18 protein-coding genes are annotated in these 20,348 nt (G+C 62.0%); 6 read left to right on the top strand and 12 right to left on the bottom strand.

Going from position 1 to position 20,348, the window contains the following annotated elements; translation table 11 throughout:
• The first annotated feature begins 167 nt into the window (after positions 1 to 167).
• The 4 genes from ACSQ26_RS08915 (at position 168) to ACSQ26_RS08900 (ending at position 10,346) form a co-directional block, all read left to right on the top strand.
• On the top strand, positions 168 to 2,063 hold the full coding sequence (locus ACSQ26_RS08915) for an autotransporter assembly complex protein TamA (RefSeq protein ID WP_436008223.1): 1,896 nt from the start codon (positions 168 to 170) through the stop codon (positions 2,061 to 2,063).
• Between the two features lie 77 nt (positions 2,064 to 2,140).
• Positions 2,141 to 9,307: a translocation/assembly module TamB domain-containing protein gene (locus tag ACSQ26_RS08910; RefSeq protein WP_436008222.1), complete on the top strand. Its 7,167-nt coding sequence runs from the start codon at positions 2,141 to 2,143 to the stop codon at positions 9,305 to 9,307.
• 209 nt (positions 9,308 to 9,516) lie between these two features.
• The gene (locus tag ACSQ26_RS08905) at positions 9,517 to 9,774 is read left to right on the top strand and encodes a YjhX family toxin (RefSeq protein ID WP_436008221.1); all 258 of its coding nucleotides are present in this window, start codon (positions 9,517 to 9,519) and stop codon (positions 9,772 to 9,774) included.
• A 95-nt stretch (positions 9,775 to 9,869) separates the two neighbouring features.
• Positions 9,870 to 10,346, top strand: coding sequence for a cupin domain-containing protein (locus tag ACSQ26_RS08900; RefSeq protein ID WP_436008220.1), 477 nt, complete (start codon positions 9,870 to 9,872; stop codon positions 10,344 to 10,346).
• A 6-nt stretch (positions 10,347 to 10,352) separates the two neighbouring features.
• Here the strand turns inward: ACSQ26_RS08900 and ACSQ26_RS08895 are convergent, their stop codons facing one another.
• The 6 genes from ACSQ26_RS08895 to ACSQ26_RS08870 form a co-directional block, all read right to left on the bottom strand.
• A complete protein-coding gene (locus ACSQ26_RS08895; RefSeq protein ID WP_436008219.1) occupies positions 10,353 to 10,826 on the bottom strand; it encodes a hypothetical protein in 474 nt (157 codons plus the stop codon).
• Positions 10,827 to 10,839: 13 nt separating this feature from the next.
• Entirely contained in the window at positions 10,840 to 11,349 is a 510-nt protein-coding gene (locus ACSQ26_RS08890) for an N-acetyltransferase family protein (protein WP_436008218.1), read from the bottom strand.
• 3 nt (positions 11,350 to 11,352) lie between these two features.
• Positions 11,353 to 12,834: an Asp-tRNA(Asn)/Glu-tRNA(Gln) amidotransferase subunit GatA gene (gatA, locus tag ACSQ26_RS08885; protein WP_436008217.1), complete on the bottom strand. Its 1,482-nt coding sequence runs from the start codon at positions 12,832 to 12,834 to the stop codon at positions 11,353 to 11,355.
• A 19-nt stretch (positions 12,835 to 12,853) separates the two neighbouring features.
• Positions 12,854 to 13,315 carry a GNAT family N-acetyltransferase gene (locus ACSQ26_RS08880; RefSeq protein ID WP_436008216.1) on the bottom strand — a complete coding sequence of 154 codons (462 nt, stop codon included), beginning with the start codon at positions 13,313 to 13,315 and terminating at the stop codon, positions 12,854 to 12,856.
• Between the two features lie 26 nt (positions 13,316 to 13,341).
• A complete protein-coding gene (gene gatC, locus ACSQ26_RS08875) occupies positions 13,342 to 13,629 on the bottom strand; it encodes an Asp-tRNA(Asn)/Glu-tRNA(Gln) amidotransferase subunit GatC (RefSeq protein WP_436008215.1) in 288 nt (95 codons plus the stop codon).
• An 86-nt stretch (positions 13,630 to 13,715) separates the two neighbouring features.
• Complete coding sequence (locus tag ACSQ26_RS08870) at positions 13,716 to 14,420, bottom strand: metal-dependent hydrolase (protein ID WP_436008214.1); 705 nt, start codon at positions 14,418 to 14,420, stop codon at positions 13,716 to 13,718.
• Between the two features lie 120 nt (positions 14,421 to 14,540).
• Here ACSQ26_RS08870 and ruvX point away from each other — a divergent pair, with 120 nt between their 5' ends.
• On the top strand, positions 14,541 to 15,038 hold the full coding sequence (ruvX, locus tag ACSQ26_RS08865) for a Holliday junction resolvase RuvX (protein ID WP_436008213.1): 498 nt from the start codon (positions 14,541 to 14,543) through the stop codon (positions 15,036 to 15,038).
• Here the strand turns inward: ruvX and ACSQ26_RS08860 are convergent.
• From ACSQ26_RS08860 to ACSQ26_RS08850, 3 genes are all read right to left on the bottom strand, one after another.
• Positions 14,972 to 15,307 carry a DUF6105 family protein gene (locus tag ACSQ26_RS08860; RefSeq protein WP_436008212.1) on the bottom strand — a complete coding sequence of 112 codons (336 nt, stop codon included), beginning with the start codon at positions 15,305 to 15,307 and terminating at the stop codon, positions 14,972 to 14,974. The genes ruvX and ACSQ26_RS08860 overlap by 67 nt on opposite strands.
• Before the next feature lie 122 nt (positions 15,308 to 15,429).
• The gene (locus ACSQ26_RS08855; RefSeq protein WP_258162336.1) at positions 15,430 to 15,570 is read right to left on the bottom strand and encodes a hypothetical protein; all 141 of its coding nucleotides are present in this window, start codon (positions 15,568 to 15,570) and stop codon (positions 15,430 to 15,432) included.
• A gap of 87 nt (positions 15,571 to 15,657) precedes the next feature.
• The gene (locus ACSQ26_RS08850; RefSeq protein ID WP_436008211.1) at positions 15,658 to 16,290 is read right to left on the bottom strand and encodes a TetR/AcrR family transcriptional regulator; all 633 of its coding nucleotides are present in this window, start codon (positions 16,288 to 16,290) and stop codon (positions 15,658 to 15,660) included.
• A gap of 158 nt (positions 16,291 to 16,448) precedes the next feature.
• Here ACSQ26_RS08850 and ACSQ26_RS08845 point away from each other — a divergent pair, with 158 nt between their 5' ends.
• Positions 16,449 to 17,375 (top strand): AEC family transporter, encoded by a 927-nt coding sequence (locus ACSQ26_RS08845; RefSeq protein WP_436008210.1) that lies wholly within the window; start codon positions 16,449 to 16,451, stop codon positions 17,373 to 17,375.
• On the opposite strand, the gene ACSQ26_RS08840 is transcribed toward ACSQ26_RS08845, so the two are convergent.
• From ACSQ26_RS08840 to ACSQ26_RS08830, 3 genes are read right to left on the bottom strand one after another with little or no spacing between them, the layout of a single operon-like run.
• Entirely contained in the window at positions 17,372 to 18,880 is a 1,509-nt protein-coding gene (locus ACSQ26_RS08840) for a tripartite tricarboxylate transporter permease (protein ID WP_436008209.1), read from the bottom strand. The two genes, ACSQ26_RS08845 and ACSQ26_RS08840, sit on opposite strands and share 4 nt — an antisense overlap.
• On the bottom strand, positions 18,880 to 19,353 hold the full coding sequence (locus ACSQ26_RS08835; protein WP_436008208.1) for a tripartite tricarboxylate transporter TctB family protein: 474 nt from the start codon (positions 19,351 to 19,353) through the stop codon (positions 18,880 to 18,882). Before ACSQ26_RS08835 ends, ACSQ26_RS08840 begins: the two co-directional genes overlap by 1 nt.
• Before the next feature lie 12 nt (positions 19,354 to 19,365).
• Positions 19,366 to 20,337 (bottom strand): Bug family tripartite tricarboxylate transporter substrate binding protein, encoded by a 972-nt coding sequence (locus ACSQ26_RS08830; protein WP_436008207.1) that lies wholly within the window; start codon positions 20,335 to 20,337, stop codon positions 19,366 to 19,368.
• Positions 20,338 to 20,348: the final 11 nt, after the last annotated feature.

The following is a 20,348-nucleotide window of genomic DNA, read 5'->3' as shown; positions in this document are numbered from 1 at the left end:
CTCTTGATCGCGTCCTGGAAGGAATTGGCGTTAGAACAATTACCCATTGCAGGCAAGCATTTCAATGCCGGCCGAGGGCACGATTGCGGGGAATGGGCATTCAGGGGTTCTGTTTCAAAACTCTTTCTGCTACGGGTTTCAGATTAAGTGCCAATGAGTTGGGGTCAATGGAACGTCTGAGCGGAAACCTGGCAGCTGCCTCGCTTTGCCTGCTTATGAGCCTGGGCCTCGCTACGATTCCGGCGACTTCCGCCTCCGCCTTCGAGATATTTGGTTGGAAGTTCTTCGAGGACGACGAGAACGCCTCGGCCGTTTCCGATCCCGTGCGCTACAACCTGACCTTCAATTCCGGCGGCGAGGACCTCGACGACAAGCTGCAGGACGCGTCGTCGCTCGTCCAGGAGAAAGAAGACCCCGTCAACGGCGACCTCGGCCTGGTCATCAAGGCCCGCGACGACCGTGAGCGCCTGCTCGCCGCCCTCTATGAGAATGCCCGCTACGGCGCGGTGGTGAAAATCTCCGTCAACGGAACGGACATCGACGAACTGCCGCCTGTCCCCGAGTTTCCCCGCGACCAGCCCGTTCCGGTGACCGTGGATGTGCAGCCCGGCCCGATCTTCACCATCGGCACCGTGTCATTGACCGGCGACGCCACGAAATTCGACCCCGCCGATTATGATCTTGATATCGGCGCACAGGCCAATTCGACGCTGGTCATCGCGGCAGCCGGCAAGATGGTGGAGGACCTCGAGGCCGAGGGCCGGCCGCTCGCCAGGCTTACCGAGCGCGGCCTGACCGCCGATCACAAGACCAACACCGTCGACATCCGCATCGGTGCGGAAAGCGGGCCGGTGGCCGATGTCGGCAACCTCGAGGTTTCGGGCTCGAAGACGGTCGACAAGGAATTCATCGAGAAATGGTCGCGGCTCGATCAGCACAAGCGCTACTCGCCACAGGAGATCAAGGACGCCAACGAGCGTCTGCGCAAGCTAGGCGTTTTCTCCTCGATCAACATCACGCATGCCGACAAGCTCGATGAGAATGGCCAGATCCCCATGGCAATCGAGGTCAAGGACGGCAAGCAGCGCTATTTCGGCGCCGGCGCGCAATTCTCCTCGCTCGATGGATTCGGCCTGCTGGGCTATTGGGGCCACCGCAACCTGTTCGGCGGCGCGGAATCGCTCAAGATCACGGGCTCGATATCCGGCCTCGGCAGCGAATGGGACTATCGCGATCTCGACTACCTCGCCTCGATCGAATTCTCCAAGCCGGGCATATTCGACGCCTATTCGACGCTCAATATCAGCGTCATTGCCCAGCAGGTCGTTCCCGACACCTATCGATCCACATCGCTCACCAAACTCGCCAACATCGCCTATGAGCTCAACCGGACCGATACACTCACCGGCGGCGTCGATCTGACCTGGAACGAGACGGAAGATTTTCGCGGCGAGTCGCAGTTCCTGACCTTCTCGCTGCCGGTTACCTGGACACGTGACGCCAGCGACAACAAGCTCGACCCGCATGAGGGCTATCGCCTGAAGCTGACCGGCATTCCGAGCTATGAATTCAACCACCAGAATTTCTTCACCACGCTCGACGGCACGGTCACCGGCTATACATCCTTCGGCGAGGACGACCGGATCACATTGGCCGGCAAATTCGCCATGGGCTCGCTGCTGATGGCGCCGGCACTCGAGGATGTTCCCGCCACCCGCCGCTTCTATCTCGGCGGCGGCGGCACCGTGCGCGGCTACGCGTATCAGGAAATCACACCGTACAACAAAAACGGGGACGCTTTGGGTGGCCGATCCTATATGCTCGCCTCGTTCGAGACCCGCATCAAGATCAACGAGACCTTCGGCGTCGTGCCGTTCATCGATGTCGGCAGCGTGTCGAGCCAGACCTATCCGGATTTCAGCGATATCCGTGCCGGCGCCGGTCTCGGCATACGCTATGCTACACCGTTCGGGCCGCTGCGCCTTGATGTCGCCATGCCGATTAACAAATACCAGGATGGAAGCATGTTCGGCATCTATGCCGGTATCGGCCAATCTTTCTGACGGGAATTGGCGTTCTGACGAGGAGTGAGACAATCAGAGCCGCGCTACGATGGATCGCCTGGATTTTCACCCGTCTGATGCTGCTGGTGGGCGTGCTGGGGCTCGTCCTGATCGCCGTGGTCCTGCTCATCGGCTACACCGCCACCGGCAACCAGTTCGCCGCCGACCAGATCGCCAGCCGCATTTCCACGCCTGATATGCAGGTCACGATCGAAGGCGCGCGCGGCCTGCTGGCCGGCCGGTTCCGCGTCGATCGCGTCGAACTCGCCGATACCAAGGGCAAATTCGCCGAATTGAAGGATATTGAACTCGATTGGTCACCGCTCGATCTCTTGGGCGCGCAATTCCACGCCCAGCGCATCGCGGCATCCAATATCAGCATCGCGCGCCAGCCCCTCGTCACGATCGAGCCCGAGCCGACCTCGTCGGAAGGCGGTTTCAGTCTGCCGGTCGAGATCGCGGTCGACGCCATCGACCTGCCGTCGATCTCGCTCGGCAAACCGCTGATCGGCCGCGAGGCGAAGTTGGCCGTCAAGGGCTCGGCCCGCGCCGTCGCCGACAACATCGCGCTCAAGCTGGACGCCAACCAGACGGATCGCCCCGACGCAAAGGCGCTTGCCGATCTCACCTATGCCGTCAACGCCAATACGCTCAAGCTCGATCTCAAGATCACCGAACCCAAGGGTGGACTGCTCGCCACGGCCCTGCAATTGCCCGGAGGCCCAGCGGTCGATCTTTCTGTAGCCGGCGACGGCGCGCTCTCGGATTGGTCCGGCATCATCCGCGCCAGGCTCGATGGCGTCGAACGTCTGGCAGTCAATGCCAGCCATCGGCAGAATGCGGCTGGCATGCACGACCTCAATCTCAACGGCGGCGGCGCGATCGGCGACCTGATGCCCCCCGCGCTCAGGCCATTGTTCGAAGGTGAAACCGCAGTCGATCTCGATGCCTCATTCGATGCCTCCGGCCATCTCGACATCCGCTCGGGAAAACTTGTCAATGGCAGCTTCACCCTCGACGCCAGCGGCAAGATCGATCCCAAGGGTCAGGTCAACCTCAACGGCAGCCTTCGCTCGGTCGGCGATGTCATTCCGGTTCGCTGGCCGCTGGCGAATGGCGAGTTGCAGGCCGATCTGCGCAGCGCGTCCTTCGTCGCATCCGGTCCCTATAATTCTGTCGCGATCAATGTCGGCACCGAGATTGCAACACTCGCACTGCCGCAAGGCCGCCTGACCGACGTCTTCCTGCGGACCGAGACCGACAGGTTCGATCTCGCCACACGCGCTGGCATGGTCTCTGTCGAACTCGCGAGCCAGGGCGCCACCGTCAGCGACCCGCAGCTTGCCCGTCTCGTCGTCGCCCCAATCGACATCAAGGCGCCGTTCGACATCACCGCAACCCGTGTCGCATCGGACGCCATCGAGATTTCCAGCGGCGCCGTCGGCGGCAAGATCACATTGGATTACGCCCTCGACACGGCGACCATAGCCAGCGCCTTCAACTTTTTCGTTGCCCCCGCCCGCGCCCTGCCCGAACCATTGGCCTCGAAGGTCTCGGGCATGATCGCACTCTCGGGCAAGGTCAGCGGCACCACCGACGATCTCGCCTTCGACCAAATCAGGCTGGCGTCCAATCTGCTGACTGCTGAAGTATCCGGCACGTTGAAGGACAACGAACTCACCGCATCGCTGACCAGTGATATCCCGGCACTAACGGCATTCCAGCCTGGCGTCGATGGCAAGGTGCGTGTCACCGCCGATCTTTCAGGCCCGCTGTCGGCGCTCGTAGTCAAGGCCGGCATCACCTCCGACCAGATTTCGGCCTCCGGACGCAAGCTGCAGACCGTCGATGTGAAATTCGACGGCACGATCGACCCCGCCAAACCGGGCGGCAAGCTGACGTTGGGCACGTTGCTTGACGGCCAGCAAATCAACCTCACGAGCGATCTCGTCCGCGAGAATGGGTTGATCTCGCTTCCGTCCATCACGGCCGATATCGGCCAGAACCAGATCACCGGTTCGCTCAACCTCGGCCCGGACTTCCTGCCGAGTGGCAAGATCAACGCCGATCTCGCCGATCTCTCCACTCTCGCGAACCTCGCCGGCCAGCAAGTCGAAGGCGACCTCAAACTCACGGTTGATCTCAGCGCCGAAAACGGCGCCCTCGCTGCGACGATCAACGGCACCGGTTCGCGCATCGCCACCCCCGATGTCGTGGTGTCAGAGCCGATCATCGATATCAAAAGTGCCGACCTGCTGGCGCAGCGCATCGGCGGCGTGATCAAATCTCGCGAGATCGCCGCCGGCACCAACCGGCTGGAGGCTCTGGAGGCAACATTCGACCATCAGGCAAACAGCACAGCATTCGACCTCAAGAGCCGTTTCGACGGTGCGCCAATGACCGCCGGCGGCGTGGTCGATCAACAGCCCGATGGCATCCAGCTGTCGCTGAACGCATTCTCCGCAAGCCCGCGAAAAATCCCGCTCTCGCTCGCCATGCCGGCCAAGGTCACCATATCAGGCGGCACGACGACGATCGAACCGGTGATGATCTCGGCAGGATCGGGCACCGTGACGATCGAAGGCACTGTTGCCGATGCGCTCAATCTCAACATCGATGCGAATGCCCTGCCCGCAAGCCTGATCAATGGCTTGGCGCCGGATCTTGATGCCTCCGGCACCGTCTCGGCCAAGGCCAGCATTTCGGGTAACGCAACGTCACCCGTCATCAATTTCGAAATGTCTGCCACCGACATCTCCGCCAAGCCGTTGAAAGATGCGGGCCGCCCGCCACTGCGGATCACGTCCAAGGGAACCTTCGCCAACGCACTTCTCTCTGCGCAGACGACGATCGGCGGCATCGCCGAACTCGGTGACCTCAGGACGGATGCAGGGATACGACTTGGCGAAGACATCCGGATCGCGAAATTCACTTTCAATAGCGACGCCCTGAATGGCTCCGTCACCGGCACATTTGCGCCCGCGACACAGGCCATCGCGACAACCTTCGACATCAACATTACCGGCCAAAACCTGATCCCCGCCTCAATCGCCGCCAAGCTTGATGGCCCGTCGCGGCTGACCGGCCAGCTCGATGGCACGCCGGATGACCTCGCATTCAACGGCATCAAGCTCGCGTCCAACATCGTCACCGCCGATGCATCGGGCACAATGAAATCTGGCATATTGCAGGCTAATCTGACCGGCGCCCTGCCCGATCTCTCCGCTTTCCAGCCCGACATAAAAGGCACGGCGCAATTCTCCGCCGAAGCGTCGGGTCCGACCTCGTCCCTCGCCATCAAGGCTCAGGTCACGTCAGCGGAAGCCGTGCTCGCCGGTCGGCCCCTGAAGGATCTCTCGGTCAATGTCGACAGCGTTATCGATCCTGCCAGCCCGAGCGCCAAGCTGACCGCAACAGGCACGCTCGACGGCCAGGCGATCAATGTCGCGGGCGACCTTGCCACCAGTGAGGGACTGATCTCGATCCCGGCGCTCAAGGCCGACATCGGCCGCAACACGCTGAGTGCCGGACTGGCATTCGACAGCGCCTTCCGGCCGACCGGCAATGTCACCTTCGATCTCCCCGATCTTGGATTACTCGCCGCGCTTGCCGGCCAGCAGGCCACCGGCGATCTCAAGGGCCGGGCCGATCTCGCGACGACCGACGGCAAGATGAGCGCGCGGATCAAGGCGAGCGGCACCGGCATCGCCGCCCAAGGCCTGACAATCCGCAATCCCGCCGTCGATCTCGATATCCCCGATCTCCTGACCGGCCAGATTTCAGGCACGGTCAAGGCGACCGAACTGGCAGCAGGCGCCAACCGTCTCGCCAATCTCGATGTCGACTTCGCGCTCGCCGGCGACCGAACCGATTTTGCCGTCAACGGCATTCTTGACGAGCAGCCCCTTATCGCCAAGGGCGCGATCACGCGGCAGCCCGGAGGCATGGAAATCGCGCTTGCGGAATTCTCGGCCGCGCCCCGCAAACTGCCAATCAAGCTCGCATCGCCAGCGACGGTCAAGATCGCGAACGGCGTGACCGACCTCGGCGATCTGCAACTCTCCATCGGAGCCGGGACTGTCAAGCTGTCGGGCACCGCGAGCAATACGCTGAACATCTCGGCCACGGCGACCGATCTTCCCGCCGCTCTCGCCAACACATTCGCCGCCGACCTCGGCGCCGATGGCACGATCTCGGCAAATGCGACAGTCACCGGCACGGCGACCGCTCCATCCGTTAGCTTCGACATCAACGGCAAGGGACTGGTCGTCAAGCAAATCCGGGATGCAGGGCTTGCCCCGCTCGATGTCACATCCAAGGGCACGTTCACCGGCAATGTTCTGTCCGCTGAAACCGTTATCGGCGGCATTGAAAAGCTTGGGCAAACCCGCGTGTTGAGCGACGTCGCCCTCGCCGCCGATCGAATCTCGGTGCAAAAACTCGATGTCGCGAGCGAAAAACTCAATGCCACGCTGACCGCCGATTACGCACTGGCCACCAAGCGCCTCGATTCCAAATTCGACCTCTCGGCCATCGCCGCTGGCCTGCTGCCGCCCGAAATCGCCGCCAAGGTCAAAGGGCCGGTTGCGCTCAGCGGCAAGATTGTCGGCGTGGTTCCGGGCGACATCACCATCACTGACCTCAATCTCAAGTCGAATGTCCTGACTGCCGATGGCACCGCCACGCTCAAGGGCAACGATCTGCAGGCGAAACTCACCGGTGACATTCTCGATATCGCCGCCTTCCATCCCGATGCTTCGGGCAAGGCCCAATTCACCGCCGATGGAGCGGGTCCGCTCGCGGCACTGAAGGTGAAGGCAACACTCACGGCCACAGAGGCGATGCTCGCAGGCCGTCCGCTCAGGAATCTCGACCTGAGGATCGACGGCGTCGCCGATCGCGCCAAGCCAAGCGGCAAGATCACCGCATCGGGCACGCTCGACAACCAGAAGATCGACGTGTCCGCCGATCTCGTTACCGATCAAGGACGCATTTCCGTACCGGCGCTCAAGGCCAATGTCGGCCGCAATTCGCTCACCGGCGCCATCCGGCTCGCTGAAAACTTCCTGCCATCCGGCAACCTGAAATTCGATTTCCCCGATATCGGCCTGCTCGCAGCACTCGGCGGCCAGAAGGCAAGCGGCGACATATCCGGCCAGATCGACCTGACCAATGCCGACGGCAAGATCACCGCAAAGCTCAAGGCCCAGGGCGCTGGCATTGTCGCGCAGGGCATCACGATCAAGAACCCGGCGATAGACCTCGATATCCCGGACCTCCTGTCCGGACAGATCTCCGGCACTGCCAGGGCAGGCGAACTGGCGAGCGGCCAGAACCGCCTCGCCAATCTCGACGCCAGTTTCGCGCTCGCCGGCGCCAAGACCGATTTCGATATCAAGGGCAATTTCGATGGCGCGCCGCTGATCGCCAAGGGCGCGGTGGAGAACGGCCCGGACGGACTTTCCCTGACACTCGCCAATTTCGCCGCGAGCCCGAAGAAGATACCGGTCAAGCTCTCGTCCCCGGTCACGATCCGCATGGTCGATGGCGCCGCCGACATCGCAAATCTCACCATCGCCACCGGCAGGGGCACGATCAACGTCAACGGCACGGCGGGTAACACGCTCGATCTCAAGATCAAGGTCACCGCGCTGCCCGCCAGCCTCGCCAATACATTTGCCTCCGGTCTTGATGCGGGTGGCACGATCTCTGCCAACGCAACAGTCAGCGGTACATCCGTCAGCCCCGCGGTGAATTTCGACGCCAACTGGCAAAGCGCCATGACCAGCCAGATCCGTACCGCCGGCATTTCTGCCCTCGCGGTCACAGCCAAGGGCAAGCTTGAAAACAACGTGCTGTCGATCAACACCAGTGTCCGGGGCGGCGGCGGGCTGACGCTGAGCGCCAATGGCACGGTCGGCACGACAGGCAGCCAGTCGCTCAACCTCAGCGTCAAGGGGCAACTGCCCTTCTCCGCCATCGCTGCCCAGCTTGCCGCCCAAGGGCTGGCGCTGAAGGGCGACGCCAGTTTCGATCTCAAGATCGGCGGTAACGCCGCCAACCCGCAGATCACCGGCCGTATTACCACGGCGGGCAGCCAGTTCATCGCCATCCGTCAGAACCTGATCGTCAACGGCCTCGGCGCCACGGTGACGCTCTCGGGCCAGACCGCGACGATCAGCAATCTCTCAGGCCGGCTCGAAGGCGGCGGTACCGTCAGCGCATCGGGCACGATCGGCATTCGCCCGGGCTCGAATTTTCTCAGCGACCTGAAGATCAAGCTCGACGATACCGTCTATGCCGATGGCCGCGTCGTCGTCGCCAAGATGAATGGCGACCTCAACATCAAGGGACCGCTTCTGGGCAGCGCCACACTCGGCGGATCCATTCGCCTGCGCCGCGCCGATATCACGGTGCCGGAGCGGCTGCCGGCTTCGCTCGCCAATGCAAATGTCAAGCACAAGAACGCGCCGCGCGAGATCGTCAGGCAGAGCAGCGAGCTGCGAGCCGATACGACCTCCACCGCTGACAAGGACAAGGCCGGCGGCATGCGGCTCAGCCTGAAGATCGTCGCCCCGCGCCAGATCTTCGTGCGTGGCCGCGGCCTCGATGCCGAGCTTGGCGGCGAAGTGCTGATTTCCGGTTCATCGATCACGCCGAGCGTCTCCGGCGGCTTCAAGATGCGGCGCGGCCGGCTGGCGATCATCGGCAAGCGCCTCGATTTCACCACTGGGGAAATCACGTTCGGCGGCGGATTGGTGCCGGCGCTCAACATGGTCGCCTCCACCGTCGTCAACGCCACGACGCTCAACGTCAATGTCAATGGGCCGGCCAACGACCCGAGCTTCAGCTTCACTTCATCGCCGGCGCTGCCGCAGGACGAGGTTCTGGCGCAGTTGATCTTCGGTCGGGATTCGGCCAGCCTGTCGCCGTTCCAGATTGCCCAACTCGCCGATGCGGTCGCCACGCTCTCGGGCGGCCAGCGCACCTCGCTGTTCAACAAGCTCCGCCAGGGCCTCGGCGTCGATGATCTCAATGTCGGCACCGACGAGAACGGCGGCGCCCAGGTGACAGCCGGCAAATACATCAACCGCCGCACCTATCTCGAACTGAAGCAGGGCGAGGACGCGACCAAATCGGGCGTCGCGATCAATCTCGATATCGGCAAGGGCGTCAAGCTTCGCGGCGAGGCCACCGCCGACGGCAACACCTCGACCGGAATTTTCTACGAGAAGGAATACTGAGCCATACGCGTCGGTTGACGATATCGGCATGCGCCCGTATATCGGACGCGTCCATGGAGTGTTGATGTCTACTTCGTCTGAGATTGTCTGAAGGGCCCTGCCCGCGGAATTCTTCCCTCGCGCGCAGCGGTCTGCAATTGAACCTCCGGCATTTCTGATGCCGGGAACGTTTTGTTGCGCCCATTCGGGCTTTCTCGGAATTCATCATCATGGATATCACGCGCAGTGAACAGCGCATTCTGCACCTGCTTGCGCAGGGCGGCTGGATAGAACACATCAAAAACCACAAGACCAAGATCGCAGACGTGAAATGCTTCAGCCGCGACGGCTGGCTTTATCCCGGGCTCGACCTCGAAGTCTTCCGCAGGCTCAAGCGGTTGAAGGCGATCTCGTCGTCACGCGGCCAACCTTACCGGATTACCGGCCGGGGACTCGTCCTCGTGCGGTCGCAGGTCGACAATCGCTGAGACTCAACTGCCGTGGGCGCCAGAGGCGCTCACGGCTCCCCTCGCCTTGCCGCCAGCCAAATGTTAAGCTCCTTCTTCATCCTCCGGAGGCGCTCATGTCATCTTTCATCAAGGCAGTCGTTTCCATTCCGGGCAAGGAGCGCGTCGCGAAGACGCCATTCGGCGCCCGTATCGTCATTCACGCCACGGCGGCCGAAACCAATGGTGCCTATGGCATGTGGGAAACCTTTACGCCTCCGGGCAAGGGGCCGGCGCCGCACACGCATACACGCGAGACCGAGTGTTTTCGCGTGATAAAGGGCCTTTACCGCTTCCGCTGCGGTGACGAGGAATTCGACGCCCCGCCGGGTACGGTCGTCGTGCTACCGCCGAACGTCCGTCATAGCTGGTGGAATATCTCCGACGAACCTGGCCAGATGTTTGCAACGGTGACACCGGGCGGTTGCGAGCAGCTCTTCATGGACATAGAGAATGAAAGCGCCGACACGCCGGAGAAAATTGCAGTGATCGAAGCACGGCTCGGTATTGTCAATGACGAGACGGAGGCTCTCGCTCGCCATGGCAATCGCTAGCCGTCCCTAATACATGGAAACCCGGTGCGGCATGCGCTCGAGATGCTCGAGGATCTTCGTACGCCATCCCTCGATCATCACGATATAGGCATCCCCCACGAAGGCGCCGATGGCAGTATTGCCAGCCTCGCTCAGTCCGGTCAGCGTATAGCTGACATCGACATGACATGCCTGTTCGCCATCGGCCACGCATGTCACTTCGACGATCGTCGAACGCGACCCCGGCGTAACCCGGCAGTATCGTGCCCGGCAACCTGCCAGGTCGAAATCCACGACCGTCCAATAGGTCAGTTCATCGCCCTCGCCTGTCGCGAACACCATGCCTTCGATCGTCTCGCCGTTCGCAGGAAAGAAGTAGCGTGGCGCCCAGCCGTCGACCCACATCCGCTCTCCCTCCGGCGTGAAGAACTCGATCGCCTCGTCGGCGCTGATCGGCAGGGCTATGCTGTGCGAGACTTTTTCGTGGCGTGCAATGAACATGGATCGTACCCGCTCAGATCGGCTTCTCGAGCAGCATGCGCGGCAGCGGAAGCCCGAGCGTTTCCGACATTTTCACCCCGCGCCATGTCTCGCGGAAGCCCTGGCGGATATAGAGATCGATCGCCCGCAGATTGGCCTGGGCCACCTCGATCCGTGCCTTGGCGAGATTGTCGGCGCGCATCCGGTCGATGAGTTGATTGAGCAGAGAGGTGCCGATGCCCCGGCCCTGAAAGTCCGGATCGATCCAGAGATCGGAAATGTAATCCCACGGGTGCGTGGCGTTGCCCGGCTCGTCGTAGCTGTCGCGCGCGCCCCAACCCACGACCCTGCCTTCGGCGCGGCATACGACGAGGTCGCATTTCGGATTCTTGACGAAGACCCTGAGCCAGCTTTCCACCCTTGCCTCGATCTCGGGATCGAACCATTCGGGATAATGGCGATTGTCGAGCCAGGAAATGTATCCCACCCGCGCGACCCCGTCCCGGTCCTCGTCAGTCATGGTCCGGAACGTGAGGTCAGCCATCAATTACCACCATTTATCAGGCGTGAAGCGTCCGGCGGCCTGCTCGATCACATGCGCCGTCTGGAACAGCATTTCTTCATCGAACGGTTTGCCGATCACCTGCAGGCCGAGCGGCAGGCCCTTGTGATCGAGCCCGGCGGGAACCGCGATACCGGGCAGGCCCGCCATGTTCACCGTCACCGTGAAGATGTCGTTGAGATACATCTTCACCGGATCATTGGCCATGTCCTGGTCGGCGATGCCGAAGGCGGAGGACGGCGTGGCAGGCGTCAGGATCGCATCGACGCCGGCCTCGAAGGCGAGTTCGAAATCACGCTTGATCAGCGTCCGCACCTTTTGCGCCCGGATGTAATAGGCGTCGTAGTAGCCGGCCGACAGGACATAGGTGCCGATCAGGATGCGGCGCTTGACCTCGGTGCCGAAACCGGCCGCACGGGTCTTCTCGTACATTTCGAGAATGTCCTTGCCATCCTGCCGGAGACCGTAGCGAACGCCGTCATAGCGGGCTAGGTTCGAGGACGCCTCGGCCGGGGCGACAATATAATAAGCCGGCAAAGCATATTTGGTATGCGGCAAAGTAATATCGACGATCTCGGCGCCGGCATCCCTCAGCCAGGCGATTCCCTGCTGCCAGATGCTCTCGATCTCCTCGGGCATGCCCTCGACGCGGTATTCACGGGGAATGCCGATCCTTTTGCCCTTGAGCGATTTGCCCAATGCCGCCTCGTAATCCGGCACCAGAATATTCACAGACGTCGTATCCTTGGGATCGACGCTCGCCATGGATTTCAAAAGGATCGCCGCATCGCGTACGTCGCGGGCGATCGGCCCGGCCTGGTCGAGCGACGAGGCAAAGGCGACGATGCCCCAGCGCGAGCAGCGGCCGTAAGTCGGCTTAATACCAACCGTGCCGGTGAATGCCGCCGGCTGGCGGATCGAACCGCCGGTGTCGGTCGCCGTCGCGCCTGCCGCCAGAAAGGCCGAGACCGCGGCCGCAGAGCCACCGGACGAGCCGCCGGGTACCAGATCGGCATTCGAGCCCCTGGCGCGCCAGGGGTTCTTCACCGGCCCGTAATAGGATGTCTCGTTTGACGAGCCCATGGCGAACTCGTCCATGTTGAGCTTGCCGAGCATCACCGCGCCGTCATCGAACAGGTTCTGGCTGACGGTCGACTCATATTCCGGCTTGAAACCGTCGAGAACGTGGCTGCAGGCCTGGGTATGGACGCCCTTGGTGGCGAACAGATCCTTGATGCCGAGCGGAATGCCCTCGAGTGCACCGGCTTGGCCGGCCGCGATCCTGGCATCCGAGGCTTTGGCCTGGGCGCGCGCGATATCGTGCGTCACGGTGACGTAAGCATTGAATTGCGCATTGGCCGCGTCGATCGCGTTCAGATAGGCCTCCGTCAGGTCGACGGCGGAAATCTCCCTGGCGAGGAGTTTTTTGCGTGCTTCGGCGATCGTCAGGCTTGTCAGTTCACTCATCAGGCTTTCACTTCAATTCTCAGGCAGCGAGCTGCTTGTGATAAAACACGGAATATTCGGAATCGGGATAGTCGAGGACCGGGCCGCAGCGGTTGAACCCGGCCTTCTCATAGATCGCCCAGGCTGCATGATGACGGTCGCCGGTTTCGAGCACGACTTCCTCGATGCCTTCATCGGCGGCAGCACTCAGTATCTCGCCGAGGATGCGACGACCGATGCCCTGGCCCCGATAGTCCTCATGCGTGAACATCCGCTTGACCTCGGCGATCCGGCCGTCATGGCGCTTCAGCGCGCCGCAGCCGATTGCCGTACCGCCGTCGCGCGCGATCCAGACAGTCACGCCGGGTTCCGCCATCTGTTCGACCGTCAGATGAAAGACGAAGTCCGGCGGCGTCAGTTTCAGCAGGTATTCGTTCAGCGAGGCGACGAGCGCGCGCACGTCGTCCTGAAGCGGGCTTTCGATAGCAATCGTGATGGCCATACGGGACTCCATCTTGCGTACGTTCCCTACTCGACGACTTTGGGAACCTCGAAAAAGTTCTGTTCGGTCAAAGGCGCGTTTGCGACGATCCGGTCAGCCATGTTGCCGTCGGTCACCTCGTCCTTGCGCATTTTCATCGCCATCGGCGTCACCGAGGTCATCGGCTCGACCCCGGTCACATCGACTTCGGAGAGCTGCTCGACGAAACCGAGGATGCCATTGAGCTCCCCGGTCATGCGCACGGCCTCATCCTCGGTCACGGCGAGCCGGGCAAGCCTGGCCACGCGTTTGACGGTCGCAACATCTACGGACACAACATTCTCCAGTCAGATTTCCCCTGCCCGCTATAAAGACGCATGACAGGCCGCGCAATCGCTTTTTGACTTAGGTCCGAACCGATTCAGACAGTCACCGTGCCGCCGACATCGGGCACTTCCACGCGGGCTTTGGCACCCTCCATCCCGGCAACGAACTTGTCAGGTGTCTGGTCGAGCAGGTCGAAGGTCTTGTAGTGGCAGGGAATCGCCAGCTTGAAGTTGAAGAAGCGCTGGCAGGCGAGTGCCGCCACGGCGCCACCCATGGTGAAACGGTCCCCGACCGGCACGAGGCCGATATCCGGCTGGTGCAGTTCCTCGATAAGCGCCATGTCGCCGAAAATGTCGGTATCGCCCATATGCAGCAGCGATGGCTCGTCATCGAAATGCAACATCAGCCCGTTGGCGCTGCCAAGCGAGTGGCTGACGCCGTCTTCGATCCGATGCGCGGAAGAATGCAGCGCATTTGTGAATGTAACGCTGAAATTGCCGGTATGAATGGTTCCGCCGGTGGCGCCCGAATTGACCTTCTTGACGCCGCGAAACTCGAGCCAGTCGCCGAGATGGACATTGGCAACGACCTCGGCATCGAGTTCACCGGCGAGTTCTATCGTGTCGCCGACGTGGTCCGTGTGGCCGTGGGTGAGCAGTATATGGGTAACGCCCTTGGTGACATCCTTCATATCCTGCCCTTGGAACGCGGGATTATGCGTGAAGAACGGATCGATCAGGATCGTATCCTTGGCGGTCTCGATGCGGAAAGCGGAATGGCCAAGCCAGCGGATCTTCATCGTAAGTCTCCCTATCATTGTTGGCAGCTTGATACCGAAATCGGCCTGTCGTTGCCAGACACTCGCGGGCATTTTTGCCTGCCATATGGAAATTCCTGCCGCACACGGCTAAGGAGAGCAATGACCATCCTCTCCATCGACGACCTCGCATCCACGCTCGCGCCCGGCGACATCATTGCCGGGCTCGACCTCGGCACGACGACCATCGGGCTGTCGCTCTCCGACAAGGGCCGGCGGTTTGCCACGCCGCGCACGGTGATCAGCCGCAAGAAGTTCACCTTAGATGCCGCTCTGCTGCTGGCTTTCGCAGCAAAGGAGGAGGTCCGGGCCTTCGTGATCGGCCTGCCGATCAACATGGATGGCAGTTCCGGGCCCCGCGCCCAGGCGACGCGCGCCTTCGTGCGCAACATGGAGGCCAAGACCGCGATCCCCTTCGTCTATTGGGACGAGCGGCTGTCGACGGTGGCGGCCGAGCGGGTGCTGATCGAGATGGATGTTTCGCGCAAGAAACGCAGCGAGCGGATCGATTCCGCCGCCGCATCCTTCATTCTTCAGGGTGCGCTGGACAGGCTTTCGTCCATAGCAAGGGCGGCGGCGTCGGACTCTGATTTCGCCTGACGCGCCCGCCACCATTCGGCAATCGCCTTGCGGCGGCGGAATGCCAGTATGCCGGCGAGGATGAATGTATCCATGATGATGGCGCGCACGACGAGGCCGGGAATTTCCTTCGGCGGCAGGCCGAGAATGCTGCCGTAAAGCTCGAAGACGAAATCGTTCATGCGGCGGCTGAGGATCAGGTAGCCGAAATTGATGTCGTTATAGGAAAGCCCGTACCATGTGCCGAGAACGACGATTGGCATGGCCCAGAAAATCAAGATCCATTTCATTCCCATGTCCTCGGCTGCTGCGGATCGAGGCCGTTTTCCCCGCCCCGATCCGCATGTTCCCCGGCCAGATACTGCCCCGAAGGGCGATTTTTCTCATCCGCCCCAAGAGAGCGTAATTCCTGTCAAAGTCTTGTTTTTGCCCGCAGAACGGGATTGGCAATCAACCTGTCGAAAAGCCCGAACATCGAGATCGTGAAGAGCGGGATTGCGAAATCCTTGGCGACGAGCGAGATCGCCACGGCCAATGCCGCAACAGCAATCATGCCTGTCTTTCCACTTGTCATGGCCGACGCGGCGGCGCAACGTTAAACAATTGTTAGGGTTAATTTCCACGGGGCCAGGACGGCCGATCAGGGATAGACTCCACGCACCAACCGGCGAACCGCCTGGGCGACACGATCCCAGTCCTTATCGGTCGACAGTTCAAGGCCCGCGAAGCGGCTTGCCGTAGCGCCGGCCAGGACCACATGCTGTACGGCCGCCAGCAGCATCGCATTGAGTGCCGCGTGATCGACACCCTTCGGTGGCGGCATCTTGCCCCTCACCTTCTCGATCCACAGCCCCAATGCCCGCGACCGCGCTTCCGACAGTCGCTGAACCTGCGGGGAATTATCCGACACCTCCCAGGCGATGATCCTCCGCGTCAACGGATCGTCCCGGAGCGCTTGCATGAAGAGCATCATCACATGCTCGATGAGATCGCCATAGGTCAGCATGAAGCCGGAGCTGCCTCCGACCGGCATTTTCTCCTCCATCCAGCGCGCCAGCTCGCCGCCGATCGCATCGACCAGCCCGCCCATCCCGCTATAGTAGCGGTAGATCAGCTGCTTGTCGCAGCCGGCGCGGCGGGCCACGGCGTTAACGCCGAAATTCTGGAAGCCGTCCTCGGCCAGCAGCTCGGCCGCCGCCTTCAATATCCGCGCCCTGGTCGCGTCGCGATTGCGTGGCGGCGCGGCATCCACCGCAATGTCTTCCGTTTGCATTCCTGTCCCCTGGTTCCGGCGGGAACCTAGTGGCCTCACCATGCGGTGACAATCGGGGGGCCTGCGTTGTCCACATGGTTTGCGCCGATCAACAAGGCGCTTGCAGTTGGCAGAACGGCCAACTAACAAGAGCCAAACTCCCCCCGCGAAGTTCTCCCATGCAAATCATCTTCGAAAGCATCCTGCCGATCTTCCTCATCGTTGTCTCCGGCATCGTGCTGAAGCGGCTGCCGCTGTTCGACAAGGGGCTCTGGAACGGCCTCGAACAGCTCGGGTTTTACGTCCTCTTTCCTTGCTACCTGTTCGTCACGCTGGCGACCGCCGATTACGCGGATATCGAGATCCTGCCGGTGACCGTGGTCTATCTCGGCGCAGTCCTGCTGATGGCGTCACTGCTGATCGCGGCCTGGCCGTTGTTTCGTGCCCGCGGCGTCGGCGCGCCGCAATTTACTTCGGTGTTCCAGACGGCAACTCGCTGGAACGGCTTCGTGGCGCTGGCAATCGCCGAACGCATCGCCGACCGGCCCGGCGTGGCGATGGTGGCCTTTCTGATGGGCGCCATCATCATCCCGATCAACTTCATCAATATCGGCCTGCTGATCTGGTTCGGCGGCGGCAGGAAGGATTTTACCACCGTAACGCTCAAGCTTGTGACCAATCCGCTGGTGTTTTCCAGCCTGCTCGGCGTGCTTGCGGCAGCACTCGGCATCCATATCTATGCGCCGGTCCTGAGCGCGCTCGATCTGCTCGGCCGTTGCGCGCTGGGCCTCGGCCTTCTGATCGTCGGCGCCGGATTGCAAGTCTCCGATGCGCTCGAGCCACGACCGGTGACGCTCATTCCGGTCTTCCTGAAACTGCTGGCCTTTCCGGCACTCGTCGTGGTGCTAGGGCTGATCGCCGGGCTCGATCACACGACGATCCAGCTGCTCGGCCTCGCAGCCAGCGTGCCGACGGCGATGAACGGCTATCTGCTCGCCAAGCAGATGGGCGGCGACGCGCCGCTCTATGCGGCGATCTCGACGATCCAGACCGCCGCCGCCTTCATCACCATGCCGCTGGTGCTGGCGCTGATCGCGCTTTTCTAACTCGCTGCCTCGCCCAAGCTCGAACCGGCGCCTAGCTTCTTCAGTATCCATGGAAGCGCCAGCAGCAGCACCGACAGGATCAGGAAGAAGGCCGAAAGCGGATGCGTGAGGAACACGCTCGGATCGCCCTGGCTGATCATCAGCGCCCGCCGGAAATGTTCCTCCGCCATCGGACCGAGAATGAGCCCGATGATCGCGGGCGCGATCGGAAATCCGTATCGTCGCATGAGGAAGCCGACAATGCCGAGGATGAGCAGGATGACGAGGTCGGTCAGTGAGCGGTTCAGGCCATAGACGCCGAGCGCCGAGAACACCATGATGCCGCCGTAGAGCAGCGGCGCCGGTATCGCCAGCAGCCGCACCCAGAGCCCGACGAGCGGCAGGTTGAGGATCAGCAGCATCACATTGCCGATATAAAGGCTGGCGATCAGCCCCCAGACCAGCGGCCCGGAATTGGTGAAAAGCTGCGGCCCGGGCTGCAATCCATATTGCTGGAAGGCCACGAGCAGGATGGCCGCCGTCGCCGATGTCGGCAGTCCTAGCGTCAAGAGCGGCACAAGCACGCCGGCGACGGCCGCATTGTTGGCGGCTTCCGGCCCGGCCACGCCTTCGATCGCGCCCCTGCCGAATTCCTCCGGCTTTTTCGAGAGCTTCTTTTCCATGACATAGGAGAGGAATGTCGGGATTTCGGTGCCACCGGCCGGCAGCACACCAAACGGAAAGCCGACGGCGGTGCCGCGAAGCCACGGCCGCCACGACCGGCCCCATTCCTCGCGGTTCATGAACAGCGATCCCTTGACCGCCAGCACTTCAGCCTCGCGAAGATCCTTGCGCGACGCGATATGCAGCGCCTCGCCCACCGCAAAAAGACCCACGGCGACCACGACGGTGTCGATGCGCCCCGCGAGGCTCAACAGCCCGAAAGTCAGGCGCGGCTGGCCGGTCAGGACATCGGTGCCGACGAGGCCGATCGCCAGGCCGAGAATGAGCGAGGTGACGCCACGCAGGAGCGAACTTCCAAGCAGCGCCGATGCCGCCGCAAACGCAAAGATCATCAGCCCGAAATATTCCGCCGGACCGAAGCGCAGCGCGACCTTGACGAAGACGGGCGCTAGAAACGTCAGAAGCAGCGTACCGATCGTGCCTGCTATGAAGGAGCCGATCGCTGCCGTGGCCAATGCCGCCGCGCCCCGGCCCTGCCGGGCCATGACATTGCCCTCGACCGCCGTGATGATCGAGCCGGATTCTCCCGGCGTGTTGAGCAGGATCGACGTTGTCGAGGACCCGTACATGGCGCCGTAATAGAGGCCGGCGAACATGATGAAGGCGCCGGTCGGATCGAGCTTGGCCGTGACCGGCAGAAGCAGCGCGATGGTCAGCGCCGGCCCGATGCCGGGCAGGATGCCGATCAGCGTGCCTAGCGTCGTGCCGATCAGGCACCACATCAGGTTGGTCGGTGTCAGCGCCGTGGCAAATCCGTCGAGGAGGAATTGGAACGCTTCCATCAGATGAATCCCTGGAGAATGCCGGCCGGCAGCTGAAGGTTCAGAAGTTTGGTGAAGGTGAAGTAGGCCAGGCTGCTGACGATCAGTGCGATGATCACATCCCGGACAACCTTCCGGCTGCCAAAACCGAACGCCACGGCGGTGAAGAGGACCGTCGAAGCCAGGATGAACCCGAGAATCTTGATAAAAACGATTTCGAAGACGAAGCCGAGCAGAATGAAGGCGAGCGCCTTCCAGTCGGTCTCATCCGTATCGCCAACGACCTTGTCAGGGCTGTTCCGGAGCGACTGAACGATGAAACATATCCCGACGATCGCCAGCGCGGCGGCGGCGAAATAGGTGAAGACCTGTGGTCCGACCTTGGCGTAGTTGGATGCGATCTTCTGTTGCGACGTGCTCCATGCGATCAGCACCGCAAGCGCGCCTAGCAACAGGCCGGCGACCACGCCGGCCAATTTCGATTCCTGCTTCATCGCCGCCCCGCCTTATTGCACGAGGCCGATCGCCTTCAGCACATCGGTCGTTCGCTTGTTTTCTTCCTCGACCAGCGCTGCGAATTCGTCGCCCGCGAGATAGAGGTCCGTCCACTTCTTGTCAGTGAGGATCTTCTTCCATTCGGCACTGTCATGGATCTGCTTGACCAGGTCGAGCAACCCGGCCTTGCCGGCCTCATCGAGGTCGGGAGCCGCAACCACGCCGCGCCAGTTGGCGAGCTCCACATCGACGCCCTGCTCCTTGAGTGTCGGCGCGTCCACGCCCTCCACCTTGGTGCCGGAAGAGATGGCCAGCACCCGGAGTTCGCCTGATTTGATCTGGCCTTCCCATTCCGAAAGCGAGGAAATACCGGCGGCAACGTGACCGCCGAGGATTGCGGCAAGCGCTTCGCCACCGCCCGAGAAAGGAATGTAGTTGAGCTTGGTGAGATCGCCGCCGACGGCCTTGGTGATCAGGCCTGCGAGGATATGGTCGGTACCGCCGGCCGAACCGCCGCCGAATGCCACCGTTCCCGCGTCTGCCTTCAGCTTCGCCGTCAGGTCGGCAAGCGTCTTGAATTCGGATGCTGCAGGTACGACCACTACTTCGAACTCGCCGGTCAGACGTGCGATCGGCGTCGTCTGGGCAAGTGTCGCGGCAGACTGGTTCGTCAGGATCGCACCGACCATGACGAGGCCCATCACCATCAGCACCTTGCTGTTGCCACTTTCCTGCCCGGCAAGTTGTGCCAGGCCGACGGTGCCGCCGGCGCCCGCGACGTTCTCGACCGAAACCGAGCCCGCGAGATTGAGCGCGCGGACCACTTCCTCCATGGCACGTGCCGTCTGGTCCCAGCCGCCGCCGGGCTTTGCTGGTGCAATGATTCGAAGGTCTTCAAGCGCGGCTGAAGCGGATGTTGCCCACGGCAGGGCGGTGGAAGCAGCAAGCGCAGCGGAAATTTTGATGAAGTCGCGTCTTTTCATGTTTTCCTCCC

This window comes from Rhizobium sp. LjRoot254 (assembly GCF_964254105.1).
Taxonomy (GTDB): domain Bacteria; phylum Pseudomonadota; class Alphaproteobacteria; order Rhizobiales; family Rhizobiaceae; genus Rhizobium_E.
Note: the sequence above shows the minus strand (reverse complement) of the source record. Positions and strands in the feature narration are given on the sequence as shown.